This is a genomic window from Oscillatoria sp. HE19RPO (assembly GCF_024220515.1).
GTDB lineage: Bacteria > Cyanobacteriota > Cyanobacteriia > Cyanobacteriales > Laspinemataceae > Laspinema.
Genome location: NZ_JAMXOT010000043.1, coordinates 17,854 through 34,314, shown reverse-complemented (window position 1 = coordinate 34,314; position 16,461 = coordinate 17,854). Strand labels below are relative to the sequence as shown.

Annotated in this window: 5 protein-coding genes; 1 reads left to right on the top strand and 4 read right to left on the bottom strand. The window is 48.1% G+C overall.

What is annotated here, in order from left to right:
• Window positions 1–73: 73 nt before the first annotated feature.
• From NG833_RS05100 to NG833_RS05085, 4 genes are all read right to left on the bottom strand, one after another.
• Window positions 74–646: a hypothetical protein gene (locus tag NG833_RS05100; protein WP_254564226.1), complete on the bottom strand. Its 573-nt coding sequence runs from the start codon at window positions 644–646 to the stop codon at window positions 74–76.
• On the bottom strand, window positions 643–1,569 hold the full coding sequence (locus tag NG833_RS05095) for a hypothetical protein (protein WP_254564225.1): 927 nt from the start codon (window positions 1,567–1,569) through the stop codon (window positions 643–645). Before NG833_RS05095 ends, NG833_RS05100 begins: the two co-directional genes overlap by 4 nt.
• 82 nt (window positions 1,570–1,651) lie before the next feature.
• Window positions 1,652–2,410, bottom strand: coding sequence for a peptidylprolyl isomerase (locus NG833_RS05090; RefSeq protein ID WP_254564224.1), 759 nt, complete (start codon window positions 2,408–2,410; stop codon window positions 1,652–1,654).
• Window positions 2,411–2,710: 300 nt separating this feature from the next.
• The gene (locus tag NG833_RS05085; protein ID WP_254564223.1) at window positions 2,711–14,086 is read right to left on the bottom strand and encodes an SBBP repeat-containing protein; all 11,376 of its coding nucleotides are present in this window, start codon (window positions 14,084–14,086) and stop codon (window positions 2,711–2,713) included.
• Between the two features lie 672 nt (window positions 14,087–14,758).
• Here NG833_RS05085 and NG833_RS05080 point away from each other — a divergent pair.
• Window positions 14,759–16,123: a CAP domain-containing protein gene (locus tag NG833_RS05080; RefSeq protein WP_254564222.1), complete on the top strand. Its 1,365-nt coding sequence runs from the start codon at window positions 14,759–14,761 to the stop codon at window positions 16,121–16,123.
• Window positions 16,124–16,461 lie beyond the last annotated feature (338 nt).

The following is a 16,461-nucleotide window of genomic DNA, read 5'->3' as shown; positions in this document are numbered from 1 at the left end:
CCGGTTTCTGTCCTAATCTGTTGCTAATCATCTACATTTTGGGTAAGAAACCGGGTTTCTTGTCCTCGCCTATTTAATACTGTACCGACGCCCTAGCCAAAGAATAAACTCCCTTGACTCCGATTATCGGGTCTTCTGTTGCACCAAAATAGTCTAAAAGGCTGGTGGAAGCGGTTGGCGTTAAAATCCACCCGGTGATGACTTCTTCTTCTGGTAGCGGGTTATTCTCTCGGTTGGCTTTGCGTTCTTCATTGGACTGAATGGCATAGAGTTTAGCGAGACAACTCCGGATTTGTTTGGGTTGAACTGCATTGCGAAAGGGTTCAAATATCGATTGGTTGCCTGCGATTTGTCCCAGGAGTCCTAGGGAACTCCGGTCTCGGTTTGATTCAGGGTTGGCGATAAACAAGACATCGACTTCTTGGACTTCGGCGGCAATGGTTTTGCCGGTTTCTACGGTTCCAAATGGACTGAGTAGTTCTTCTAAATATTGTTTGGCGAATTGGTCATGAATAAATCGGGTCATGGATTGAATGGCGGTTTGGACTGGCTTTATTTTACCAGAATTTTGCAGAGAATTAAAACAAGCGATCGCCCTCTTATTTCGAGAGGCGATCGCTTTTAAAATCCCTAACCTAATTCTCAATTATTTGCAAATCGAGCTAAAATTTCGTCCCGAGACAATTGCATAATTAACTGAGTCCGTTCCAAAGCAGGTAGTTCAATTAACCCATCAATAATTTGGGCTAATTCAGCATCAACTTCCCCAAACTTCACTTGAAGCATACTTTCTATCATCAACCGTTGTCCCTGCTGATTTCCCTGTTGCACTCCCTGTTCAAGGCCCTGTTGGATCCCTCGTTGAGTGGCATCTTCCAGACGTTGCAAATACAGTGGCGATAGTTCCATAATTAACTCCTGGTCATCCGGTTCTAAGTCTTGGCGGACTTCTAAAATTGTCCGCAGATTATACAGTAATTCTAGCGCAGCTAACTTCCAAGGATTATCATCCGGTAACCCTTGAATTTCGTTAACCGCTTGTTGTTGCACTCTTCCCTTTCCTAATAGTCTCAAAGACAGGGTTTCTGGGTTTACAGGCAGTTGGTGAATGGCAATCAGGCCCATTTTGAATCCCCTCGGGAAAGAATAAACTCCCTTGACTCCGATTATCGGGTCTTCAGTTGCGCCAAAATAGTCTAAGAGACTGGTGGAAGCGGTGGGAGTTAAAATCCACCCGGTGATGACTTCTTCTTCCGGTAACGGGGTATTCTCTCGGTTGGCTTTGCGTTCTTCATTGGATTGAATGGCATAGAGTTTAGCGAGACAACTGCGGATTTGTTTGGGTTGAACTGCATTGCGAAAGGGTTCAAATATCGATTGGTTGCCTGCGATTTGTCCCAGGAGTCCTAGGGAACTCCGGTCTCGGTTTGATTCCGGGTTGGCGATGAACAAGACATCGACTTCTTGGACTTCTGCGGCAATGGTTTTGCCGGTTTCTACGGTTCCAAATGGACTGAGTAGTTCTTCTAAATATTGTTTAGCGAATTGGTCATGAATAAATCTTGTCATTGATGATTGTGGAAATACACAAGATTTATTTTATCATTAAATATCAAAAAAACATAGGGTGGGCAATGCCCACCCTCGTTGATTATTCTAAGCGAAGAGTCGTTTCTTTAAGTCGTTTTTGCAACCATTCTTGAAACAATACTTCGCGAAGTTCTCGCTGGATGATGGGGTCATCTATAGAGGCAGGCAAGCGATCGCGTACCCAACACAAGCAATATCGTCCGTCTAAATCCACGGGTCCGATAATTTCGTCGGTTTTGGCATCTTTGAGCGCTTCTCGCAGGGGTACTGGCAGTTGACCGATTCGTACCGTACCCACCATACCGCCAACGGCTTTATCTTCATCGAGAAGGGTTTTTTCTTTGGCGATCGCCTCAAATTGACTACGATCGCTCTCCAATTGCGCTTTGAGTTCAATCGCGGTTTCTTTGTCTTTAACGAGGATTCGAGAAAGCACCACGCGATCGCATAATTCTTGCCGTTCCTCAAACCGTTTTTCGAGTTCCGGCTTGGCGATCGCTATTTTCAGCTTTTCCACCTTAATCCCAAAGGCCAGTTGCTCGCAAAACTCATCATAAGTTAGATGATTTTTCGATAGCCATTCGTTAAACTTGCTGGGATTTAAGAGATTGGCTTGTCGGGTAAAATTGGAAATTGCCTCATTAATTTGAAATTTAGTCGCCTTGATGTCAGAACGATTTTCCAGTTCTTGGGTGAGAACGTAGTGCTGCTTGAAGTCGCCAAGCATTCGTTGCAAGCCGCCAGACACTTTCAGCATTTGGCAGACTTGTTTAAAGGAGAAAGATTCGTCAGCGATCGTCACAAATGAATTAGAATCCATAACTATTTTTGGGGGTAAAAAACAAAGGTTTTCAACGGTCTTAAAACCCGGACACCCTGGAAGGGTGCGGCTATACGGACAAAGCCTGCCTCCGCAGGCTAGTTCTATAACAGACTTCTTATACCAAATCCGGTTGTTAAAAGTCGGTTTTCTGGATTAGCCCGCGCAGGCGGGCTTCGTCCTGTGAGCCTCCACCCTTCAGGGTGTGGGTTTTTATAGACCTTTAACAACCGAATTCCGTATTAGTTGCCGGATTTAGTATGATGTAGGGGCACGGCATTGCCGTGCCCTTTGCCGGTTCTACGACAACTTCATCATCCAGGCATCTTCTTCGCCGAGATTAGAACCCTCTAAATCGCCGGTGGTGTCACCCGCAAGATAGATGCCGGTGATATCCAAAATCATGTCATTGACAACATCATCGCTGTCGCTGCCAAATTGTTGTTTCCACTGCAACGCGCCATCGACGTTGTATTTAGCCAGGAAGATATCATCAGCGCCAAATTGAGTGGTGCCGAGTTTACCTTCGGTGGTTCCAGTGAGGTAAACATTACCCAAACTATCGGCAACGACGGTACTGCCACTATCGGCATTTGTAGTGCCTAACAGTCGCTTCCAATTGACGCTGCCAGTGGTGCTATCTAACTGGGCAACCCAGGCATCGCCGTTGCCGTAGTAAGTGCCGCCTAAACCGGACTTGTCGCCGTGAATTGCCTTCCACCAAGCATCGCGATCGCCTACCCAGTCATCTGGATCGCCGGGATAGGTTTCGCCTAACCACCCAAAGGTTTGACCCCCCAAATAAACGTGACCGTTATTATCCACAGCAACGCTACGGGCAATATCCACCGCAGTGGTTCCTAACTGGGTTTGCCATTGCAAATTGCCACTGCTGTCTAACTGGGCAACCCAGGCATCCCCATCGCCTTCGCGGGTTCCAGCTAAAGATCCTTTCGTTTCGCCAGTGATGTAAACGTTGCCATTATTGTCTACCGCAATTCCCAGGGCTTCATCTTCATCGGTAGTACCCAACTGTTTCACCCAGGTTTGAATACCTTCACTGTCGTATTTGGCAACCCAAGTATCCGTTGCACCTTGGTTAGTGCCGTCGATGTCGCCAGTGGTACGCCCCGTCACGTACAAACTGCCGTCATTGCCAAGGGTTAAAGCACCATTGGTAATGTCATAACCCGCACTACCCAGGGGTTTTTGCCACTGTTGAGTGCCGTTGCTGTCGTATTTGGCAATCCAGCTATTTGACGGGTCCCCACTCCATCCGAGAACGTATAAATTATCGGCACTATCCACCGCAATTTGTTTCGCTTCATCATCGCCAGCAGTTCCCAATTGAATCTCCCACAATTCGCTACCACTGCTGTCGCGTTTGACGATAAACGCATCCTTGCCACCCCCTTGAGTTTGGCTTGAACTGCTAGAGCTTTCCGATGCCTGCATAACTGAGGATTCGTCATCGCCAGGGCTTCCAGCTTCACTGTGCCACACATCGCTACTGCTGTTGTTGATGATGATGGAAATAGTGTTGCCACCAGCATTGGTTCCGCCTAAGTTGCCCGAAGTGTGACCGACGGTGTAAGTGTTGCCCGCACTATCCACAGCGATGCTATTGGCAACATCATCCGCTGAAGTGCCGAACTGTTGCTGCGACTGTAGGGATTGAGTTTCATTGTCAAGAATCTTCAACTGTGCGTAATACGTGCCCCGCATCGCATAGTTGGGATTGCTCTTTAAGTAGATATCGACAATTTCATCTTCTTCGAGTTCACTGTCATCAATGGGATTGATGTCAATGGTTATGGAAGATTCACCCGCCGGAATGGTGATGCTTTCTGGGATAGATTCATAATCGATGCCGTTTTTGGCTTTATGCCACCACCCGGTAGAAATCCAGTAATCCACTGTTAACGGATTGCTGGTGTCGCCGGTGCGGCTAATGGTGAATTGACCCGGATCGCCATATTCAGAGGCTTGATTATCGCTGACGGTAATCTCGACGGTGGGTTTGTCGTCATTATCCACAAGCGTCAGGGGAATCCGATCCCAAATCCGACCTTGATAGTTCATAAATGTATAGGTTAGATCTGGGGTGAGGGTCAATTCTACCGTCTCGTCCCCTTCCACTTCACTATCATCAATGGGGATGAACGTGAAAGAGACACTATGTTGACCGGCAGGAATGATAATGCTTCCGGGGAGTTCTTCGTAGTCTTCCCCATTGGTTGCGGTTCCCGGTAGGGAGTAATAGACCGTTAAATCTTCTTCCACACTGCCGATTCGACGCAACAGAAAATGTTCGTCATTTCGAGATTCCGAGGCATAGGATTCTTGATGGAAATTCGTCGGTTGACCGGAATACCATTCTGCCATCAGCCGTAATTCCGGGATTTCATTGTCCCAAATGACCACCGTATCCAGGTGTTCGCTGCTGTTGATTTCGTAGCCATTACCTTCTGCAAGTTGCAGCCTCACAGTTTCCGGCCATTCTGTTTCTGTGTCTTCCAGAGAGGTAATGGTCAAGGTGATGGAAGATTCACCCTCCGGAATGATAATGCTGGTGGGAATTGTGGCGTAGTCGGTGCCATTCTTCGCTTGGGGACGAGACCAATGGATAGACGGTTCAATGGTGAAATTCACCGTCATCGGAGTGGTGGTATCTCCCGTGCGAGTAAAGGTGAATTCGCCGGGGTCGCTGCCTTCTGTGGCATCGGGGTCGGTTGCTTCGATGCTGACGGTGACGGGATTCACATCAATGCTGACGGTGACTGGGGTTGCCACTGTGACTTTACCATCGGTGAGGGTGGCGGTGAATGCCGATTGCGCGTTGCCGACGGTGGTGGGAGTCCACACGATCGCCTCACCTGCCGATAAGGTTGTCACACCTGCTTCTACGGGTTCACCGTTTTTGGTGGGAATGTCGGATCCGACGGTTTGGATGCGGAATGTGAGAGCGTCGCCATCGATATCAGTGGCACCCGTCGCCGCCACCAAGTCGGCGTGAGTGACGGTAAATCCGGCGTTTTCTGTGGCACCTGTGAGGGTGAGATTGGAGGTGGTGACGGTGGGTGCATTGTTCTCTGATGCCGGTGGATTGGAGAATGTCCAGTTGAGGATATCGTGATTTTCCCATGCTCCGGCTGTGGCTGCGGCAAACCCAACCCAAGCTTTACCGCTATCTAAATCTAAGGTTGTCCCTAAGTCCACTGGCACCGTTAAAACCGGGGTAGATAGGTCATCCATGAAAATTTGCAGAGTGCCGGGGATGTATTTCACTGTAACCGTGTGGACTTCCCCTTCGGACAGGTTGGGAATATCGTTCGTGACACCCAGAGGCGGGAGAGAGGTGCTGTTTCGTCCTGTGCCGCCAGTGTGAACGCTCAGATGATTGTCACTGGGGTCATCGGTGCCGGGTTCGTTGTTATCATAGGTATCGAATTCCAGCGCGAGGCTATTGTAGATGCCGCTATAGCCCAGGGTTCCTCCCCCACCACCGATCGCATCGGCACTGCTATTTTGAATAACAAAAGCAAAGCCATCTCCACCGGAGCCTCCCAAATCGTTAATCTGGAATTGGAAAGTGGTCTCAAAACCGTCTTCCACCGATCGCGGCGTCGCGTGCCACACCGCTCCAGCTTGACCGCCAGCGCCACTTATACTCACCTTCGGGGTCAGGCGGAGTGTGTCGCCCAGTTGTGCCGCGCTACCGATGAGGTTGAGTCCTTCTATCGAGCTAAAGTCTTCATAGTTTAACTCGGTGACGGGGACAACCCGCACGTCATCAATGACAAACCCGGTTGCACCATTGGCAGCATCTCCCTGGAATGACAGGATGGTGTTGTTGCTGTCGGCAGTAAAAGTGGAAGTGTATTTGACAAACTGGAGATTGTTTAGAGTTGATGGAATATCGTGGGTCAGAGTAGTTGAGAGTAGAGAATCGTTACCCGTAACGTCGATATATCCTGTGGATGACTCATTTTCCCAATCTGGGTTATGCGCGTACCAGAAACTTAACTCGTAAGTCTGACCGACTTCTGTGGTAAACGTTTGCGACAGAGTTGCATTGCTGTCAATATCTAAGCTTTGGTCAATACCATCTGGGTTGCTGGTTCCCGATACGCCACTCCACAACAGGTCTATCAGTTCTACCTGGGAATTGGAAAGTGACCAACCAAATCCGTCGGGTAGAGTTGCATCATTGTATGTTTGCCAGAGGCCACTAATATCAACAGCTTCAAAGTCGCCATTTTGGATGAGGTTTGTGGGTTCCTCGCTAATAATAGGCCCGATGTTGACAAAGGTGTTTTTGGACACCCAGGCGTCATAATTGCCAGCGTTGGTGTTGGCTACGGAACCCGTACTGTTGCCAGTGGTGTAAATGTTGCCACTGCGATCGCTGGTAATATCTTGAACGATATCGTCGTTGGCGGTGGCGATGATGCGGCTATTGATAAAGTTGCCGTCGCTATCCAATGTGGTGACAAAGGTATCGTTACTGCCAAAATGCGGTTGACCGTTGAGAGACCCTTGGGTGGTGCCAGTCCAATAGACCATGCCATTGCGATCGACGGTGACACCCCAACCTCGGTCATTCCCTGCGGTTCCTACTTGTTCCGTCCACAGTTGAGTGCCGTTGGGGTCGTATTTCACCAAGAAGGCATCTTGACGTCCGGCATTGGTGTTGCCGTTGAGGTCGCCTTCGGTAGTGCCGGAGAGGTAAATATTACCCTCGCTGTCAATGCCTAATTGAACGTTGCGGCGATATTCTCCGCCGACATTGGGGATGTAAATGTAACCCTCTGCGGCAGGGGTTCCCAGTTGTTTCGTCCAGAGTTTGGCACCAGAAGCGTCATATTTGGTCAGGAAGATATCCGTGCTGCCAGCATTGGTATTACCATCCAGGTTCCCTGTAGTGACGCCAGCAACGTAAACGTTTCCAGCAGCATCTGTCACCACAGAACGCGCCATATCTTCACCTTCAGACCCTAGCATTTGCTGCCAAATCAGATTGCCATTGCTGTCGAATTTGGCAAGTAAGGCATCGGAAATACCGGCTTGAGAATAACCAGCAATATACACATTACTCGCACTATCGACGGTAATGCCACTGGCCCAATCATGGGCAGCATTACCAATAAATTGACTCCACAGGCGATCTCCGTCGCTATCCCATTTTGTTAGGGTGATATCGCCAGTGCCATTGTGACCGGGGCCATCATCGTAGCCAACTGTATAGAGATTGCCTGATGAGTCGTTGGCGATGCCGTTGTAGTAGTCGAATCCTGTAGAACCGGGTTGGCGCGTCCAGAGTTTATTGCCTTCGGCATCGTATTTAGTGAGGAACGGATCGGCAAAGTTGGCATTAATTCCGCTGGCGTTGGTGTTGCCATCTAGGGAACCATTGGTAGCACCAGCAATGTAGACGTTTCCATCGCTATCCACCACAACGCCACGGGATTGGTCGGAGTTGACTGTGCCTAATTGACGAATCCAGGAGCGATCGGCAATGGGTCCAGGAATTTCCACGATGCCTTGCCGAATCCAATTCTGTTGACTCGGCATATCATTCCAAGTGCCAACACCATAGAAATTCGTTTCGGTGAAGTCTTCACCTTCGGGAGTATGAAGTGTGTTATCCGGTGTGTTGCGCCAGTTTATAAATGGGGCTGAATCTCCACTTACCCACTGATAATTACCCTCGGTATTGCCATAAATCGGGCTATCATTTAACCCAATCCATTTTGGACCATTGCCCAAAGTATCAAACAGCCATTGATTCTCATCAGCATCGTCAATGGTGACGAGGTTGCCGCCTAGTGCCTGCGCTTGTTCTTGTGCGCCTAGCCAAGTGTCGGGTGTGGTGAGGAAATAGCGATTTCCCGTCACTGGATTGGTGTAAACGTAACTTGTGGTATCGATAAGGTCTGCACCTTCTATCTGTTGACGCACTTGGGACAGGGTGGCACCTATTTCTAATTGATTTCGCCAGTAAGCAATCTCTGTGGTTTCCGCTTCTCGTCCTAACAGTTCTTGATAAAATTCGGCGATTTTCAGTTCGGCATCGTTGTTCCCTTCATCAGTTGCCGCTTGAATAATTTCCGGACGCAATTGCTCTAAAGTTTCCCCGTTTTGCCAGCGTTCCATCCAGTATGCAAGTAAGGAAACGTCGCGTCCGATCGCTTCGTTGGCAATCCGATTAATCGGATTTTGGTCGGTGAGGATGATGTGACCGCTGGAGTGGGTGCCGTTTTCATAGTCGCCCTCTGCTAAGTTAACCACCAGGGTTTCGTTGCCTTCGATTTCATCATCGGCAAGGGGAATTATCGGCAGGGTTACTAAGGTTTCACCGGCTGGAATGATGATGTTGCCGCTTAAGGTTTGAAGGTCGCTGCCATTCGTCGCATTACCACCCAAGCTGTAATTCACGCTCAAGCTTTGGTCTAAGTTGCCGATGCGCTGAATCACGATTTGTCCGGCATTACCATCTTCTCCCGCTAGGGAATCCGTGACCATGATATTGACAATTGGCTGGTCAAGTTCTGCCGGGTCAATTTCGATGATGCCGGGTTGGGAAGACCAATTATAAGTTAAATCATTCCAGCGACCATCTCCTTCACGATTCATTTCGCCAAAATGTTCTGTGCCGATTGACCAAACAGAATTAGATGGATTTCCGGGCATCCAATTTGTATAGTTAGAGGGTTCTCCATTCACCCATTGATAATCACCCGTTTCTTGACCATACATTTCGCTATCTGTCAACCCAATCCAGAAGGGTTGAATGTTTCCAAAGGTATCTACAATCCACTGCTGTTCGTCAGCAGTGTTAATAGAAACCAGATTTCCACCGACTGCTTCTGCTTGCTCTTGTGCGCTTAACCAGGTGCCGGGTTCGCTTAACAGATACAGATGGCCGTTGGCAGGATTGACGTAAACGAAGGAACCGTAACGGTCTATTGTCGTGCTGTTCCCAATCGTAACCGTATCGCTAATCTCGGTTCCCAAACTGTACCCAATGCCATCGACTAAGGTAATATCAACAGTTTCATTTCCTTCTAATTCGTAATCGTGGAAAGGAACGACTCCCATTGTCACTTTGGTCTGACCGGGTTCAAAAATTACCGTTCCAGTTAATTCTTGATAATCTGTGCCATTGGTGGCAGTTCCAGCAATAGCATACTGCGCCATTAATGCTTTACTGATATCTCCTCCGTCGCGGGTAAATACCAGTTGTCCGGCGTTGCCGTCTTCTGTGGCATCGGTATCGGTGGCGGTGACGCTGACGGTGGCAGCATCATTTTCAGTTCCGTAAAAGTTCAGTTTCCACCCGTTCCAAGTACCGACATCACCACCCATTAAATCGCGCACTTGTAGTTTCCATTCCCCCAGGGAGGATTCGCCCCAATGTCGCGAGGAAGTAAACACCCATTTGTCATAGCTTGTCCCGTCATCAAAGCGCGGTTGCGCGAGGACAGATTCAGTGCCATCGGGGGAAATTAACACGATTTCTAAGTCGCCGCGATACAACCCATCGGCATCGAAAACAAGCTCAATTTTCTCGATCGCAATATCTTCGTAAATCGTTATGGCGTCCGTTATTCCAGTGGTGTCAAGGTCGGGAATTTCTACGCCGGTTGTGTCGTTTTTGGGCAAGCGATCGCCAATCTGGTGGCGGATATTCCCCTCACCATCCCAACCTAAAATATCGATCGCCCCCGAAGTAATCGACACCTCGGGTTCCACAATCTGCCAATCCATCGCCGCCTCTACCGCAAGGGTGGCATCCACTGCGCCAAATCCATACTTATGATTCACCCAACGACCCGCACCATTTTGCACCCAATCGCTATCGGGGTTATCATTTTGCTCGGCAGTATCGACTAAAATATGCTGCACGTCGCGCCACGTTAAATTCGGATTCGTTTCTAACATCAACGCCACGATTCCTGACACTAATGGCGCAGATGAAGAAGTCCCGCCAAAGCGATCGGTATAGTTTCCCTCGTCATATCCTTCCCCATTCACCAAGTCAGTGGTGGTAATCCCCACACTACTGCCATCCTGATACGCCGAACTCGAATACGCCGACACTAATAACGATGCCCCCGGTTCGCTATACCAGGATTGTTTCCCTTGATAATCGATCGCTGCCACTGGAATAACATAGCGCGAATTGGCAAACGGATTGTAATTCACATCGCCGCCATCCCATCCATCATTTCCAGCAGCAAAAATGTTAATATTTCCCAATCCATCTCGCCCTTGCAAAGCGTTATTTTCCAACGCCGCCAAACTCAACCCAGGCGATACAAATGAATCCGCCGGTTTCCAACTATTGTTATAGATATCAATCCCATCATGGGCGTGAGATACTGCTTTGGCAATTTTCTCATCGGTGACTTTTTCTGCAGTCAGTTGAATCTCTGCTAAATCCGCTTCTGGGGCACCTCCACTCACCCCTTCACCATTTCCACCCACTGCTGCCGCAACCCCAGCAACCGCAGTTCCATGCATTCCCGGTGGATGATAGGGCGGAATATCCTCTTCTTCCGACCAGCGAATCCGATTCGATAACCCGAATAACTGTTTCCAACTCCACGATTCATTCAGGGTTTTCGACCAATCAATATCGGTGACCACTGCGCCAAGTTCCTGCCAAGAAACCAGCGTTTCATCTTGCGACCAAATTAGCGTATTCTCTCCCCCATACCACTGCTGCCACAGTTCGGCGCGTTCTCCCGGTTCTGCCGCTAATATTTCATGCAAATTACCGACCAATTCCGTCCAATCCACTGTAGCATCATCCGACCAGCGAATTCGATTCGACAGTCCGAACACTTCTTCTAAAAACAATCCCGGTTCTTCCGACCAGCGAATCCGATTCGACAGTCCAAACAGTTCGTTCCAGTCCCAACTTAATTCGGATTCTTCCATCCAACGCACTCGGTTGGACATTCCAAATAAGGTATCCCAGAACAGTACCGGATCTTCTGACCAGCGAATCCGATTCGACAGGCCAAATAAATGATTCCAAAATAGTTCCGGTTCTTGCGACCAGCGGATGCGATTGGATAGGCCAAATAGTTCATCCCAGGAAATCGGCGTACCATCTTCCCATTCTATGGCATTGCCTTCACCAAACAATGCTTTTAAAAATGCTTCCGGGTCGTCGGAACTGTCGATGTTTTGAGCTTCTTGGAAAATTTCCTCCCAATTCAGATTTGCTTCTTGCGACCAGCGAATCCGATTGGACAATCCAAACAAATCTTCTAAAAGCAGTTGCGGATCTTCTGACCAGCGAATCCGGTTGGAGAGTCCGAACAGTTCTTCGACAGTGACTTCAGTGACTTCGCTACCATCTGACCAGCGAATTCGGTTAGAGAGTCCGAATAATTCTTCGAGGAACTGTTCGGTGTTTTCCGACCAGCGAATCCGGTTGGAGAGTCCGAAGAGTTCTTCTAAGGAAACTTCGGTTTGGGCGTTTTCGCCTTTCCAGATTAAGGTGCGATCGCCTAAACCGGCCAAATCGCTTTGCAGCAATTCGGGATTTTCCGCCCATCGCAACCGATTCGACAGTCCAAACAATTCTTCTAAGGACATCTCGCTACCATTGGCCCAGCGAATTCGATTAGAAAGTCCAAATAATTCTTCTAAAAACTGTTCGGAATCCTCTGACCAACGAATCCGATTGGAGAGTCCAAACAACTCATCCCAGGACATTTCCATATCCGACCAGCGAATCCGATTCGACATTCCAAACAATTCGTCCCAGGAAATCTCTTCATTCATCCAGCGGATGCGATTGGACAGTCCAAACAAGTCTTCAATGGATTCTACTGGCCCATCAGACCAGCGAATCCGGTTGGACATTCCAAAGGTAGTTTCCACATCGGAAAATACGGGTTCGCCGCCGGTTTCCTCAATGTCGTTTAAATCCAGGTTTAAGCCATTTTCCGCAGCATATTTAAAGCGATCGACTAAATCGGGATGGTCTTGCTGAACGCCATCATCGACAATGCCAATCACCACGCCTTTTCCGGTTGCCCAATTCCAGGCATTAATGGCATTTGCCCCTTGACTGGGATTGCCATTCACTTCGTCGGTATCTTCTAAATGCCACTGGTCATTCAGTCCGGGGTCGGTGGGGATAAATTGCGGTTTTTTCAGTTCGATGGGAATCAGAGGATAGGCAAAATCACCACCGACTAAATCTTGCAATCGCTGTTGCACTTCTGCGGCGGTAATAGCTTCCGGAAATTTCCAGACGTAGGTGTTATCAATATGTCCGGTTTGGCGAAGCACTTCTGCCCCTAAAAGATTGGCAACTTGGGAAGCATCGATATAGTCATTCGGCGCAAACCAGACGGCCCATTCGGTATTTTCTACTAATTCTTCTTGTTCATAATTGTCTAAATTTCCGGCGCGATCGACGGCATTTCTGACCGGATCCGATAAGTCAGGGGTGAGGGGTTCTTCGAGGAAATCGTTTGCTGCGGCGACGGCAAATTCTGCATAATTGACCAAATCTTGGCCGATTTCAGTAGTGCGCCAATCCTTTTTGAAGATGCCTTCTTCTAGGAGGCGATCGAGATGTAACGCTTGAGCAGTAGCCCCACGCACTTGAAAGACAAAATCATTATAATCTTGGTCGGAATTAGTATTAACAATTCGGATATCTTCTAGGGCAAAGGTATGACCATCTCCGAGAACATCCGCCAGTTGAAACACATTCATGTCCACAACTTGGCTGAATTGTTCAATGTTATTGGGATGTTCCAAACTCATGGAAAATATCGGCTTTTTCGCTCCCCCCAGTTGCGGATTTTCCCACAGTTCGGCAACGGAACCATTGGGGACTAACATTACGCCAAAGGTATCTCCCGGGCGCATTTGAAATGACTTAACCCCTAAATATTCCCCTTTGTTATAATCGGGTTCTCCTAATTCTCCATGAAATCTTGCTCCTTCTTGGCTATCAGAAATGACCACATAACCCTCTTCAGAATTGCTCAAGGCGCGACGGGCTGCTTCTTGGACTAATTCACTCCAACTCAGTTGATTGGGTTCCAGTCCTGCCAGACTAAAGAAGGCCAATTCCCCGTGACTATAGCCACCGCCATCAAATAAATGGTCAACGGTGACTAGGCCGCTGGGGTCAGTAATTGTAAAGAATCCTGATTGATAATTTAGGCTTTCCTCAACCGTATAACTGCTAGACTGGGTGGGATTTTCGCTGGGTTGAGAGGTTGCTAATAAGGGGCTTTCTTCTCGTTCGGTTGTCTGTTCACCCCCCGTTAAACTATCATATTCACCTGTGCTTACTTCGCTCCGTAATAGGGTGTCTGGGTCTGTAATTACAGGGTCTACTTTAGTTTCATGAGGTTCCAAAAACTGTAGAGAAGTGTCTGAGTCAGAACCGAGGATAAAATTGGTTTCGGAGGTAATCTTGTCAACGGCTTCTTTTAACTGAGCATCCGTTTTCTCCTGGTTATAATTAAGAAATGGGTCATTTACTTCTAATGGTTCGTTGTGGATTAAAGGTGCGATCGCCTCATACTTTTGGTCTTTCCCCTCTAGGTTCGTGAAAGTATTATTCTGATTTTCTTCCGATAAAAAACCATAAAAACTTCCTGACTCATTCCAAAGTAAATTGTCCGACATCATTGTTCTCCTATGCACCCTTGGTTTCTGTTCACCCGCTCAACGGTTTCCTGACGATTCACAATTGGGCGTTTTATTTATAGAGCCTCGATTCCATCCTCCTCTGGCCTAGCTTTACCAATTCTTTACAAAAATCTCGATTAGATGAAGATTCTGTAAAGCAAACATCCGCCCCGTTGAACCGATCGCCATCTGAACCTTGACAGGAACCGACTGTCATTCATCTGAACACAGCCCGGTTTTGACCCATCGTCTAGCTCTATTCCTTTCTCTAGGAAGATGGGGGGTGTTTTATGCGAATCCCCGCCATCTTTACCAAAACTTTATATAACTCTCGGAAAATTCGTCAGACAAAAACCTGAGCTACAGGAAGTAAGACCGCCTACAATAGCAGGATTGAAGGCTTTATGCCCCGACCGAAACAGCGCAATCAACAAGGATTAATGGGGCCGCCATCTTTACTAAAACTTTACATTTAACCCCAAAAAAGCGAGGCGCGATCACACCATAAGCCGCCTATTGGGTCCAATTTAGGAGATTCTCTCCTCGAAATCTCATCCTCAACATCACTGTGCATAATTTCCGAGGAATTCACCTAATAATCATTTAGAAGGCAATCAGGGTGCCCTAGTCCAGGCCATTTACATCATTCATCATTGTTTTGAGGTTCCGATTATGTCCACTTTCACTCCCACCGAAGCACCTTACCTTTCCTCTTTAGAAAAAGGCATCATTGATGAAGTCAACCGCGCCCGAACGAACCCCAGTGCCTATGCTGCCTATTTGGAACAAGTCCGCAACTCTCTAACCACGATAGAAGGGCCGAGTGCGATCGCCGAAACCATTCAATTCCTGCGATCGCAAGCGCCGTTAGCGCCGTTGGAATTGTCTCAAGGGATGACAATGGCAGCGCGCGATCAGGTGAATGATACAGGTCCTCAAGGATTAATGGGACATCAAGGCACCGATGGCAGCACCATGAGCGATCGCCTGAATCGGTATGGCACTTGGCAAACTGCTGCCGCAGAAAATATCAGTTACGGCAAAAAAACCGCCCGCGATGTCGTCTTACAACTGCTGATTGATGACAATGTTCCCAGTCGCGGACACCGGATTAACGTTTTTAACCCCCAACATCGGTTTATCGGCATTGATAGCGGACCTCACGGCCAATGGGGAACCATGTCCGTGATGACCTTAGCGGGAAATTATACAGATGCCAGTTCTCTGCCAACCCTCCCCGCAGCAGTCCCCGATGCTCAGATTGCCTTTAATCCCAGTCGAGGAACTCCAGAAATCGGTACTGCCTCCGGCGTAACGGATTTTACGAATCTCGGCGAGTTTTTTAGCCTCTCTGATGGCAGCGATCGCATTAATTTAGCAGACTGGCCCGATGCAATGGGAACATCCGTCTTGGCCTTAAATGGCAATGATACAGTCATCGGAACCACTGGCAATGATGAGATCAATGGCAACCGGGGAAATGATGATATCCAAGGGGGAAGTGCGAACGATTACATCCGAGGGGGTAAGGATTTTGATGTAATTTGGGGTGAGGATGCCAATGATATCCTCAATGGGAATAATAATGACGATACTGTATATGGCGGTGCAGGGGATGACATTGTAAGAGGGGGAAAAAATAATGATATTCTCTTCGGTGAAGCGGGGAATGATTTCCTGGTGGGGGATTTTGGACAAGATAGTTTAATTGGCGGTCCGGGAAGTGATATTTTTGTGCTGCGGTCCGACAATCAGGATGGATTCAGCAATACATCCCGGTTTGTGACGGAAGTGGATATGATTGCAGATTTTAATCCCAATCAAGGCGATCGCATTGGCTTAAATAATGGCTTATCCCTGTCAGATTTAACCTTTGAAGAACTGGATATCGCCGTCAATGGAGCATCTCAACAAGCGATCGCCCTCCGCATCTGGGCCACTGGGGACTATTTGGGACTGGTACTCAATGTCAACTCCAGCGAACTCCAGGTTCCGGATAACTTTGTCACCGCCGATCAACGGTTAATGTTGGGGTGACCTGAAATTTGGCAGCGGTGGCAACACCCGACGGGGGATCGATCCCCGACCTCATAGCTCAAGAAGTCTAAAGACGAATAAAAGTTTTATCCCATACTGTTTTTAGTCAATTTTCAACCCATGTAGGGGCGCTTCGCGAAGCGCCTCTACATGGGTTTTATCCACCACTGGGTGTTATTTTTTTAGGTTAAAAATGAGAAATATTTAGTGAATTCGTGCATAATTTTTCCCATTCTTCCCACTGATATCAATAGAGCAGGAAACCGACTTTGGAACTCAAGTTATTCCATGAGTTGTTAGCGGCCTGTGATTTTATAAAACGCAAACTTTGCGACTTT